At 72.0% G+C, this 11,632-nt stretch carries 11 protein-coding genes; 4 read left to right on the forward strand and 7 right to left on the reverse strand.

What is annotated here, in order from left to right; translation table 11 throughout:
- Nucleotides 1–75 precede the first annotated feature (75 nt).
- Nucleotides 76–2,286, reverse strand: a complete 2,211-nt coding sequence (locus Vau01_RS13035; RefSeq protein ID WP_203991450.1) for an MMPL family transporter — start codon at nt 2,284–2,286, stop codon at nt 76–78.
- A gap of 170 nt (nt 2,287–2,456) precedes the next feature.
- On the opposite strand from Vau01_RS13035, the gene Vau01_RS13040 reads away from it, so the two are divergent.
- Nucleotides 2,457–4,079, forward strand: coding sequence for a fatty acid--CoA ligase (locus tag Vau01_RS13040; protein ID WP_203991679.1), 1,623 nt, complete (start codon nt 2,457–2,459; stop codon nt 4,077–4,079).
- 2 nt (nt 4,080–4,081) lie between these two features.
- Here Vau01_RS13040 and Vau01_RS13045 read toward each other — a convergent pair whose 3' ends face one another.
- Both Vau01_RS13045 and Vau01_RS13050 read right to left on the reverse strand, forming a co-directional pair.
- Nucleotides 4,082–4,489 (reverse strand): VOC family protein, encoded by a 408-nt coding sequence (locus Vau01_RS13045; protein WP_203991454.1) that lies wholly within the window; start codon nt 4,487–4,489, stop codon nt 4,082–4,084.
- A 59-nt stretch (nt 4,490–4,548) separates the two neighbouring features.
- The gene (locus Vau01_RS13050; RefSeq protein ID WP_203991457.1) at nt 4,549–5,331 is read right to left on the reverse strand and encodes an aminotransferase class IV; all 783 of its coding nucleotides are present in this window, start codon (nt 5,329–5,331) and stop codon (nt 4,549–4,551) included.
- A 22-nt stretch (nt 5,332–5,353) separates the two neighbouring features.
- Between Vau01_RS13050 and Vau01_RS13055 the strand changes: the two genes are divergently transcribed.
- Nucleotides 5,354–6,547, forward strand: a complete 1,194-nt coding sequence (locus Vau01_RS13055) for a homogentisate 1,2-dioxygenase (RefSeq protein WP_203991460.1) — start codon at nt 5,354–5,356, stop codon at nt 6,545–6,547.
- A complete protein-coding gene (gene fahA, locus Vau01_RS13060) occupies nt 6,540–7,682 on the forward strand; it encodes a fumarylacetoacetase (RefSeq protein WP_239151551.1) in 1,143 nt (380 codons plus the stop codon). The genes Vau01_RS13055 and fahA overlap by 8 nt, the downstream gene beginning before the upstream one ends.
- An 85-nt stretch (nt 7,683–7,767) precedes the next feature.
- On the opposite strand, the gene Vau01_RS13065 is transcribed toward fahA, so the two are convergent.
- The 3 genes from Vau01_RS13065 to Vau01_RS13075 form a co-directional block, all read right to left on the reverse strand.
- Nucleotides 7,768–8,355 carry a MarR family winged helix-turn-helix transcriptional regulator gene (locus tag Vau01_RS13065; protein ID WP_203991465.1) on the reverse strand — a complete coding sequence of 196 codons (588 nt, stop codon included), beginning with the start codon at nt 8,353–8,355 and terminating at the stop codon, nt 7,768–7,770.
- Between the two features lie 91 nt (nt 8,356–8,446).
- A complete protein-coding gene (locus tag Vau01_RS13070) occupies nt 8,447–9,031 on the reverse strand; it encodes an ATP-dependent Clp protease proteolytic subunit (protein ID WP_203991468.1) in 585 nt (194 codons plus the stop codon).
- Complete coding sequence (locus Vau01_RS13075; RefSeq protein WP_203991470.1) at nt 9,024–9,284, reverse strand: helix-turn-helix domain-containing protein; 261 nt, start codon at nt 9,282–9,284, stop codon at nt 9,024–9,026. Before Vau01_RS13075 ends, Vau01_RS13070 begins: the two co-directional genes overlap by 8 nt.
- 94 nt (nt 9,285–9,378) lie before the next feature.
- Here Vau01_RS13075 and Vau01_RS65225 point away from each other — a divergent pair, with 94 nt between their 5' ends.
- Nucleotides 9,379–11,187, forward strand: coding sequence for a serine/threonine-protein kinase (locus Vau01_RS65225; RefSeq protein ID WP_239151552.1), 1,809 nt, complete (start codon nt 9,379–9,381; stop codon nt 11,185–11,187).
- Between the two features lie 89 nt (nt 11,188–11,276).
- Here the strand turns inward: Vau01_RS65225 and Vau01_RS13085 are convergent, their stop codons facing one another.
- Complete coding sequence (locus Vau01_RS13085; RefSeq protein WP_203991472.1) at nt 11,277–11,627, reverse strand: nuclear transport factor 2 family protein; 351 nt, start codon at nt 11,625–11,627, stop codon at nt 11,277–11,279.
- Nucleotides 11,628–11,632: the final 5 nt, after the last annotated feature.

The raw sequence follows: 11,632 nt of genomic DNA on the forward strand, positions 1-11,632 counted from the left end.
AGCCGCGCCTTGCCGGATCGCCGCCTGGACCTCGCCTCGGCTCGACCCCCCTTTCCAAACAGGCGCTCGCGGAAATCAGCGGGGGGCGCCCACCCCGGCCGGCTCGGCGGTCGGCTGGGTCGGCGGCAGCGGCGCGGCCGGCGACGACGCGGGGCCGTGCTCGATCCGGGGCAGCCAGCCCAGCCAGCGCGGCAGGTACCAGTTCGCCTTGCCCAGCAGCGCCATCACCGCCGGCAGCAGGATCGCCCGGATCAGCGTCGCGTCGAGGAGCACCGCCACCGACAGGCCGACGCCGATCTGCTTCATCGAGGTGAGCGGCATGAGGGCGAACAGCCCGAACACGCCCACCATCACGACCGCCGCGCTGGTGATGGCGCCCGCGGTGCCGGCGATGCCGTCGGCGACCGCCTGCCGGGTGGTCAGGCCCCGGTCGTAGCCCTCGCGGATCCGCGACAGCACGAACACGTGGTAGTCCATCGACAGCCCGAACAGGATCACGAACAGCATCAGCGGCAGCCAGTCGGTGATCCCGCCGCTCGGCTCGAAGTCGAGCACCCGCGAGCCGTGGCCGTCCTGGAAGATCAGCACCAGGACGCCGTACGCGGCCGCCACCGACAGCAGGTTCAGCACGATCGTGGTCGCCGCGAGCACCACCGACCGGAACGACAGCAGCACCAGCACGAACGTCAGGCCGAGCACGAACAGGAACACCAGCGGCATGCTCTTGTGCAGCGACCGGTTGAAGTCGTAGGAGCCGGCCGCCTCGCCGCTCACGGCCACGTCGGAGACCGACGGCACCTCGTCGAACACCTTCGGGATCACCGTGCCGCGGAGCACCTTCAGGGCCTTCTCCGTCGCCGAGTCCGTCCCGGAGCCCGACAGCCCGACCGAGACGATCGCGACGCTCCGATCGGGGCTGATCACCACCGAGATCGGCTCGTGCAGTTGACCCGTCGCGACCGCCTCGGCGCGGAACCGCTCGATCGCGGCCGTGACCGGCGCGGCGGTGACGTCGTCGGCGGCGACCACGACCTGCGCCGGCTCGGCACCGCCCGGGTAGGCGGCCTGGATGTCGCGCAGCGTGTTGATCGTCGGGATCGTGTCGCCGAAGTCGTTGAGGCCCTCGCCCTGGATGTTCAGGCGCAGCGCCGGCATCGCGAGGGCGCCGAGGGCCACCGCGGCGAGCAGCGCGGAGACGAGGGGACGCCGCAGCACCACCGCGAGCACCGCCCGCCATGCGCGTCCGGTCGACCGGGCGCTGTGGGTCGCCTTGCGACGGCGGAGCCGGCCGGCGTTGATCTTGTCGCCGAGCAGCGACAGCAGGGCCGGCAGCACCGTGAGTGAGCCCAGCACGGCCGTGGCCACGACCAGGATGGTGCCGATGCCGATGCTGACGAACGTGACGTCGCCGGTGAACAGCAGGCCGGCCATCGCGGTCATCACGGTGAGGCCGGAGATCCAGATCGAGCGGCCGGACGTCTGCGCGGCGATCAGCAGCGCACGGTCCTTGTCGTTGCCGCGGGCCCGTTCCTCGCGCTCCCGGCGGATGTAGAACAGGCAGTAGTCGACGCCGACCGCGAGCCCGATCAGCAGCATCACGTGCGGCGTGGTGTCGCTCAGCGGCGCCGCCCGGCTGGCGACCGCCACCAGGCCCATCGCCGCGATGACCGCGGTGATCGCGAGACCGACCGGCAGCAGCGCGGCGACCACGGCCCCGAACGCCACCAGCAGGATCCCGAACGTGACGGCCAGCGACGCGATCCCCACCTTGTTGAGGATCCGGTCGAGCTCCTCGCCGATGAACTTGTCGCCGCTGGCATCGCCGGCCTCGGCCACGGTGAGCGACGGGTGCGCCTTCTGCACCGCGGCGACCGCGGCGAGCGTCTGGTCGACGTCGTCGGCGTTCGCCAGGTCGAACGTGACCAGCGCGGCGGTGCGGTCGGCCGACGCCAGCGGCTCGGACCGGTCGAGGGCGACCCCGGTGGCGTCGAGCGACCGGGTGAGCTCGGCGAGCGCCGCCTGGATCTCCGGGTCGTCGATCGTGCGGCCGCCCGCCCGCACCAGCACCATCTCGCCGGACCGCTCGGGGAAGTTCGCCGCCTCGATCAGCTTCTCGGCGCGGGCCGTCTCGCCGTGGTTACCGCCCGTCTCGTCGTCGATCGTGCCGAGCATCCCGCTCAGCACCACCGTTCCCGCCACGAACACGAGCCAGCCGATCACCGCCAGCGCCCGGTGACGCATGCTCCAGCCCGCCGTGCGGGCCGCGATCCCCTTGATTTCCGCCATGCTCCAAAAGCTACGGAGAGCAACGATTGAGATCGATCCGGCAGACCTGCTGGTGTGAGGTGGGGTCTGCCCCACCCCATGGTGGGGCTAGCCGGAGTGCGCGGCCGCGGTTTTCCTTGCTTCCCTCGCGCCGGATGGTGCTTTAACGTTTCGTCATGCGTAGCACGATGATGACACTGCCGTTACAGGTCTCCCGCATCCTGCGTCACGGCAGCACCGTGCACGGGGGCTCGGAGGTCGTCACCTGGACCGGAACGCCCGGTGCGTCCCGTCGCTCGTCCTTCGCCGACGTCGGACGCGACGCCGCCCGGTTGGCGAACGCGCTCCGTGACGAGCTCGGCGTCACCGGCGACCAGCGCGTCGCCACCCTCATGTGGAACAACTCCGAGCACCTCACCACCTACCTGGCCGTACCGAGCATGGGCGCCGTGCTGCACACGCTCAACCTGCGCCTGTTCCCCGACCAGATCGCCTACATCGCCAACCACGCCGAAGACCGGATCGTCATCGTCAGCGACACGCTGGTCCCGTTGCTGGCCAAGGTCCTGCCGCATCTGTCCACAGTGGAGCATGTCGTCATCGTCGGCGAGGGCGGCGACCCGGCCGCGCTCGACGGCGTCACCGTGCACCGCTGGAACGAGCTCCTGGCCGGACGGGCGGACACCTACGACTGGCCCGACGTCGACGAGAACGACGCCGCCGCGCTGTGCTACACGTCGGGCACCACCGGAAACCCGAAGGGCGTCGCCTACTCGCACCGCTCCATCTACCTGCACTCGTTGCAGGTGTGCTCGGCGGAGACGTTCGGGCTCAACCCGTCGATCCGCGAGCTGTGCATCGTCCCGATGTTCCACGCGATGGCCTGGGGCCTGCCGTACGCGGCGTTCATGAGCGGCGCGTCGCTCGTCATGACCGACCGGTTCCTCCAGGCGGAGCCGATCGCCCAGATGATCGCGACCGAGAAGCCCAACCTCGCCGGCGCCGTGCCGACCATCTTCGCCGACCTGCTGCGCCACATCGACGCGAACCCCACCGACACGTCCTCCCTGAAGGAGGTCATCATCGGCGGCTCGGTGTGCCCGCCGGCCCTGATGCACGCGCTGTCGGAGCGGCACGGCATCGAGGTCATCCACGCCTGGGGCATGACCGAGACGTCGCCGCTCGGCTCGGTGGCCCGCGCCCCCGCCGGCGTGAGCCAGAGCGAGCAGTGGGCGTACCGGTACACGCAGGGCCGCGTGCCGGCGTCGGTGGAGGCGCGCATCGTCGGCCCGGCCGGCGAGGTGATGCCGAACGACGGCGAGGCGGTCGGCGAGCTCGAGGTGCGCGGCCCGTGGGTCACCGGCACCTACATCGGCGACCGGGAGAGCGACCCGGAAAAGTTCCGCGACGGATGGCTGCGCACCGGCGACGTCGGCAAGCTCACCGCCGAGGGCTTCATCACGCTCACCGACCGGGCCAAGGACGTCATCAAGTCCGGCGGCGAGTGGATCAGCTCGCTCGAACTGGAGAACCACCTGATGGAGCACCCGTCCGTCGCGGAGGCGTGCGTGGTCGCGGTCCCCGACGAGAAGTGGGGCGAACGTCCCCTCGCGACGGTGGTGGTCGCCCCCGGGGAGACGATCACCGCCGCCGAGCTGAAGGAGTTCCTCGCCGGCCGGGTGGCGAAGTGGCAGCTGCCCGAACGCTGGTCCTTCATCGAGGCCGTGCCGAAGACGAGCGTCGGCAAGTTCAACAAGAAGGAACTCCAGTCCACCTACGCCAAGGGCGAACTGGAGGTCGAGCAGCTGCACTGACGCTACGAGCGCGCGGTGATCTGCTGGACCGCCCAGCTGTTGCCGTCCGGGTCGGTCAGGAAGAGGAAGCCCGAGTTGTTCAGGTCGTCGCCGTCCTGAGCCGATCGCATGCCGCCCTCCCGGCTCGCGTACTGCACCTCGCCGCAGTCGACGCCGCGCTCCACCAGGATGGCGCGCGCCTTCCGCACGTCGTTGACCACCAGCTGCGTCCCGTGCAGCGACCCCGGCTCCATCTGCGACATGCCGACCACGATCGAGCACCCCGATCCGGGCGGCGTCAGCTGCGCGAACCGCATCGACCCGGCGTGCGTGTCGTGGTCGACCACGAAGCCCAGCTTGTCGACGTAGAACCCGAGCGCCCGGTCGACGTCCGAGACCGGCACGTGCACCACTTCCAGTGTCCAGTTCATTGCGATTTCTCCCTCATCGGCAGGCCTTCAATACCGCGTCGAACGGGGCAGCCGGATTTCTACACGGCCTCGGGAACATTGTCGGCGTACGCGGCACGGAGGCGCCCGAGCCACTCGTCGTCCACGGGAAACTCGCGGCCGTCGACAGCGGAGATGGGCCGCGCGGGGTTGATGGAATTCGTCAGCGCGGCGCCACGCAGATCCGGGAGATTTATTACGCCCACCGCGCGGTCCGTCACCGGCCCGGTGAACCGGGTCCGGATCATCTGGAGCATGGTTCCCAGCAGCATCGGCGCGACCGGGAACACCGTCGTGCCGTCGGCGTCGAGGAACAGGACGTTCCAGGCCGAACCCTCGGAGATCACCCCGTCGTCGTCGACGAACAGGGCGTCGTCGTAGCCGTCGATCACGGCGTGACGGTGGTGGTGGACGAGGCCCATCGTCGCGGCGTTCTTGATGTGGGGCAGGTACCGGCCGAACCGCGCCGTACGCACCCGTACGGGCGTCTCCGACGGCTCCGCCGGAGCGCGGGTCCGGACCAGCACCGACGGCTCCACCGGCCGCCCGGCCTCGAAGGCCGCCCAGTCGCCGACGAACATGTGCACGACCACGGACGCGTCGCCCGTCACGGTGGCGCGGACGCACTCCCGCACCCGCTCGTCCGGAACCGCGACGCCGAACAGCTCCAGCGACGCCACCCGCAGCCGGTCGAGGTGGAAGCCGAACCCGCGCACCCGCCCGGCCCTCATCTGCATGGACGTGTAGTGCCCGTATCCGGCGAACGCCAGGGGCACCAGGTCGTCCGCCGAAGCGGGAACACCGTTCACGGTCGCGTGCGTCATGTGCTCACCGTAGGCTGCGGGCATGGCCTACTACCGTCAGGTCGGCAGCGTCCCGCCCAAGCGGCACACCCAGCACCGCGGGCCCGAGGGAACGCTCCGCTACGAGGAACTGATGGGCGAGGAGGGCTTCTCGTCCGACTCGTCGCTGCTGTACCACGTCAACATCCCGTCCGCGATCGTCGACGCCCAGCCGTGGCAGCCGCCCGACGTCGCGACCGTGCCCAACCATCCCCTGCAGCCGCGCCACTTCCAGCTGCCGAAGCTGTTCGGCACCGACGATTGGAAGGGCACCGACGTCGTCACCGGCCGGCGCCTGGTGCTCGGCAACGCCGACGTGCGACTGTCCTATGTGGTCGCCGGCACGCCGTCGGCCTTGTACCGCAACGCGATCGGCGACGAGTGCGTCTACGTCGAGAAGGGCGACGGCGTCGTCGAGACGCTCTTCGGCTCGCTACCCGTGACGACGGGCGACTTCGTGGTGCTGCCACGCAACACGACCCACCGCTGGATCCCCACCGACGGCGAGCCGTTCAAGGCGTACTGCATCGAGTCGTCGACGCACATCTCGCCGCCCAAGCGATACCTGTCGAAGTACGGCCAGTTGCTGGAGCACTCCCCGTACTGCGAGCGCGACCTGCACGGCCCCACGGAACCGATGATGGCCGAGGGCGACGACGTCGAGGTGTTCGTCAAGCACCGCACCGCCGCCGGCGTCACGGGAACGCGCTTTCTCTACCCGAAGCACCCGTTCGACGTCGTCGGCTGGGACGGCTGCCTGTACCCGTACACGTTCAACGTCAGCGACTTCGAGCCGATCACCGGACGCGTGCACCAGCCGCCGCCGGTGCACCAGGTGTTCGAGAGCACGAACTTCGTCATCTGCGCGTTCGTTCCCCGGAAGGTCGACTACCACCCGCTGTCGATCCCGGTGCCGTACTACCACTCCAATGTGGACAGTGACGAGGTCATGTTCTACTGCGGCGGCAACTACGAGGCGCGCAAGGGCTCCGGCATCGCGCAGGGCTCGGTGTCGCTGCACCCGGGCGGCCACCCGCACGGCCCGCAGCCGGGCGCGTACGAGCGCAGCGTCGGCGTCGACTTCTTCGACGAACTCGCCGTCATGGTCGACACGTTCCGCCCGCTCGAACTCGGCGAGGGCGGCCGCGCCAGCGACGACGGAAAGTACGCGTGGACGTGGGTCGGTGGCCGTGGCTGAGAAAGCCCTTTCCTACGGCGCGTTCTCGGTCGGGGACGGACGGCCGCGCATCGGCGTGCGGGTCGATGATTCGGTTCTCGACCTTTCCGGGACGGCCGCGGCGCACCGCCGCCCGTACGCCGATCTGGTCGCGGGTCCCGTGCTCAATCCCCTGATGGCGGCCGGCCCCGAGGTGTGGGCCGAGGTACGCGACGACGCCCGTGAATGGGTTCTCAACGAACCGTTGATCGCGCTCTCCGACGTCACCCCGCATTTGCCCTTCGACGTGGCCGACTACGTGGATTTCTATTCGTCGGAGCACCACGCCACCAACGTGGGCCGCATCTTCCGACCCGACGGCGAACCGCTGACGCCGAACTGGAAGCACCTGCCGATCGGCTACCACGGCCGGGCCGGCACGGTGGTGGTCAGCGGCACCGACGTCGTGCGTCCCGATGGTCAGCGCAAGGCGCCCGGCGACCCGGTGCCGACGTTCGGACCGACGCGCCGGCTCGACATCGAGGCCGAGGTCGGTTTCGTGGTCGGCGTGCCGGCGACCCGACCGGTTCCGCTGGCGGATCTCGACCGGCACGTGTTCGGCGTGGTGCTGCTGAACGACTGGTCCGCGCGCGACATCCAGGCGTGGGAGTACGTGCCGCTGGGGCCGTTCCTCGGCAAGTCGTTCGCCACGTCGGTGTCGGCGTGGGTGCTGCCGCTCGCGGCGCTCGACGACGCACGCGTCCCCCCGCCCCCGCGCACCGAACCGCTGCTCCCCTACCTCGAAGACGCGGGCACCGCGCCGTGGGGCCTCGACCTGGCCCTGGAGGTCGAGATCAACGGAACGTTGATATCGCGGCCGCCGTTCGCCTCGATGTACTGGACGCCCGCACAGCAGCTCGCCCACATGACCGTGAACGGCGCGACGCTGCGCACGGGCGACCTGTTCGCGTCCGGCACGGTCAGCGGTCCGACCAGAGAGCAGATGGGCTCGCTGCTGGAACTGTCCTGGGGCGGCCGCGACGAGATCCCGACCGGCGCCGGCAAGCGCACGTTCCTCGAAGACGGCGACGAGGTGGTCCTGCGCGCCACCGCGTCGAACGGCGTGTCGCTGGGCGAGGTACGGGGACGCGTCCTGCCGTCACGTCACACCCGGTAACCACCGGTGGCGCGTGCGCCGCTCGTCGCACGAGCGGCGCGCGCGTCCGCCGCGATCGACGTGGATCACTCGCGTGGCTAAGGTCTCAGCCCTGAGCGCGGGCGGCCGCCCTGGCGCGGGACCGCACCACCCGCTCGGTGCGGATCGCCCGCCGCCGCTGCATCGCGGTCGGCTCGGGTTCGGCTTCCCGCGACGGCTCGCTGAGCAGCCCGATCAGCGACCGGACGGCGACAGCCAGTTGCTCGGAGCCCAGCGCGCCGAGGTGCTCGCAGAGGTCGTGCTCCTGCTGCCGGCGCAGCGGCACGATGCTGCCGATCAGCGCGCGGCCGGCCGGCGTCGCCGTGAACTCGGGCGACCGGCGGTCGTTGCTCCGGGTGGACCGGGTGACCAGGCCCTGCTCCTCGAGGGCCGCCACCACGCGGCTGACCTGCGCCTTGTCGACGTACGTGCGCGCCGCGATGGCACGGACGGTGCAGCCGGGGCGCATCGTGACCTGTGCGAGCACCCGGTACTCGGCCACCGCGAGGCCGAACCGCTCGCTGAGCATCCGGGCCAGCCGCCGCTCGAGCAGCTTGGACAGGATCGTCACCTGGAACGACAGGAAGCTCTCCAGCACGAGCACCTCGTCGGTGCCCGTCCGGAGCCGCGTGCGTGGCTTCGGTACCTCATCCACCCGACAATGCTGACACCGCCCGGTCCTCAATATCAACGGCGCACATTGACAGCGGTTCTCCGCGTCGTCCACGGCGGTCGATGTACGACGCTCACTCTCCGCGCACGCCGCCCACGACCTCGTCGACCAGCCCGTAGTCGAGGGCCTCGGCGGCGGTGAGAATCCGGCCCGTCGACAGGTCGGTCTCGACGCGGCTCCGCGGCTGCCCGGTCACCTCGGCCAGCCGGACCGCCAACTCCTCCAGCTCACGCAGGTAGCGCCCGGCCGCGGACGCGACCTCGTCGGCCGTCCCCGACACGCTGGCCGACCGCGGCTCGGCCAGCCGGATGCGGGCGTGCCGGTACGCGAGCCGGCGGTGGGCCGCGGCCAGGATCGCGACGGCGGCCCCACCGGCCTCGCCGGTGACGGTCGCGTGCAACTCGCACCGCATCGCGTCGATCGCGTCGACCACCGCGAACGCCGCGTTCAGGTCGCCCTCCGGCGCCGACAGGTGCAGCTGGACCGGCTCGGTGCCGAGCGCGTCGAGGGTGAGCAGCGACGCGGCGGCCTGGCTGGCCGACCCGCCGGTGAGCGGACCGGTGAGCAGCACCAGCCGCCGGTCGAACAGCCGCTCGGCCAGCCAGGGCGCGACGCCGTCGGCACCGGGCGGCCCGGGTACCGGGCGATCGTTACGCATGGTGGTCTCCCCGTTGTTCCTTGAGTTCGAGCCGGGCGCCGACGGCCGCCGCGTACCGCTGGACCGTCGACATCCGCGCGTCGACCAGTCCGGCCTCGAGCCGCGCGACCGCCGGTTGCGAGGTGCCCATCCGCTCGGCGACGTCGTTCTGCGAGAGCCCGGCCGCGTGCCGCATCGCCACCAGCTCCGCGACCAGGTGATTGGCCGCCATCTCCCGGAACCCCGGGAGGACCGGCAGGCCGTCGTCCGTCATATCAGAAACGATATACCTAGGTGGGGTGTGAGGCATGTCGCCCCGGACCGATGCGGTGCGCGTAGGTAGGGCCACCGTGGGGTAAGGACGATACGTGCTGCGCCCCGGAGAACTCCTCAGCGACCGCTACCGTCTCGACGCGTTCCTCGCCAGCGGGGGCATGGGCGAGGTGTGGCGCGCCACCGACGTGGTGCTCGGCCGCACCGTCGCCGTCAAGGTGCTGCTGCCCGCGCTGCTCACCGACGCGGCGTTCCTGGCCCGGTTCAAGGCCGAGGCGCGCATCCTGGCCGCGTTCCGGCACCCGAACGTCGTCGACGTCTACGACTTCGGCGAGAGCGACCTCGACGGCCGCTCGGCCGCCTACCTGGTGATGGCGTACGTCGACGGCGAACCGCTGTCGCACCGCATCGCCACCGACGGCCGGCTGCCGGTCGTCGAGACGCTGTCGGTGGTGGCGCAGGCCGCCGACGCGCTCGCGGCCGCACACGGCGGCGGCGTCGTCCACCGCGACGTCAAGCCCGGCAACCTGCTGGTCCAGGCCGACGGGACGGTCGTCCTGGTCGACTTCGGGGTGGCCCGGTCGGCCGACATCACCGCGATCACCGCGGCGAACGCCGTTCCCGGCACGGTGCTGTACATGGCGCCGGAGCAGGTGTCCGGCAAGCCGGTCGCGCCGACCACCGACATCTACGCGCTGGGCGCCGTGGCGTACCAGTGCATGTCCGGCGTCCCGCCCTTCAACGGCGAGGCGCCGATGGAGATCGCGCTGCGCCACCTCAACGACGAGGTCCCGCCGCTGCCCGGCGACACGCCGGAGCCCGTCCGTCACCTGGTGATGCGCTCGCTGGAGAAGAACCCGGCCGACCGCTACCAGACCGCGGCGGAGTTCGCGGCCGCGGCCCGCGCGGCGGCCGTCGCCATCGGCGGCGAGGTGCGCGGCGCCGCCGGCACGACGGCGGTCGCGGCGGTCGCACCGGTCGGGGGCATGGCCCGCACGGCCATCGACCTGCCGCCGGTGCCGCCGGGTGGCGGCTTCGCTCCGGGACGCGCACCAGCCGGCCCACCGTCCGACGGCCCTCCCTTCGACGGCGGATCCGGCCGACGCGGCGGCACCACCGTGATGGGTGACCCGATCTCGAACGGATCGAACGGCTTCGCCGGGGCGGTCGGCGCCGGTGCTGCCGGCGGCGCGGCCGGCTTGGCAGCGGGCGCCGCGGCTGGCGGCGCGGCTGGCGGCGCGGCCGGCGGCATGGGCGGCGGCGCGGCTGGCGGCGGCGCGGGCGGCGCGACGGGCTTGGCCGGCGGCTTGGCCGGCGGCGGGGCCGGCGGCGGGGCCGGCGGCGGGGCCGGCTCCGGCCGTCCGGGTGGCCCGGGCGGCGGTGCAGGCCGTGCTGGCGTTGCCGGCGGCGCGGGCGGCATGGGCGGTGGCGCGGGCGGCGGCATGGGCGGCGCGGGCGGGTCCGGGCGCGCGGGCGGTGCCGGTGTGGCCGGGTCGGGATCCCGCAAGCGGATGGCCGCCCTGGCCGGCGCCGCCGCGGTGGTGCTCGCCGGCGCGACGCTGGCCGCCGTCGTCGCGTTCACGGGTGACAACGACGGCGCCGACCCGTCCGGCCCGGGCAACCCGACGACCACCACCGTGCCGACCACCGCCGGCACCCAGACGACCAACGGCCGCCCCACCTCCACCGGCACCCGTGGCGGCACGACGCCCGGCCGCGCCTCCACCCCGGCCGGGAACCCGGGCACCACGCCCACCCAGACCAACGAGCCCCCGGCCAGCAACCCGGCCACGACCGACCCCGAACCCCCGCCCGCCGGCGGCACCGGCTCGGCCGGAACCGGAGCGGACACCGACGCCGGCGGCACCGGTGCCGGCACCGGAGGCGGCGACGAGGACGGCTGACCGCCACGATTTGCGGATCTTGGACTGCCCGAGGTGCCATAACCCCTCGGGGAGTCCAAGATCCGGAAGATCGGGCCGGCGCCGGAGGATCAGGCCTGGCGGGCCAGGTGGAACGGGAGACGGTCGAAGATGAAGCGGCTGTACGTGATTTTGCCGTCCCGCACCGTCACGTACTCCGCGGCCGGGGCGCTGGCCACCGGCTTCGTCGCCGAGTCGTACACGACCACGGCCCGGTCGGCGTCCCCGTAGGCCGCCAGCACTTCGGCGCCGACCAGCATGTCGAGGTACGGCGTGAGGAACGCCCGGTATCCGGCGGCGCCCTCGACGCGTCCGGCCGGTGCGTCGAGCACCACGTCGTCGGCGATGAAGGCCATCGCCGCGTCCAGGTCCCGGGCCGCCCAGGCCCGGTGGTAGGCCAGGGCCACCTGCAATGCGTCCATGTCTG

The sequence above is a fragment of the Virgisporangium aurantiacum genome (assembly GCF_016863635.1).
Lineage (GTDB): Bacteria > Actinomycetota > Actinomycetes > Mycobacteriales > Micromonosporaceae > Virgisporangium > Virgisporangium aurantiacum.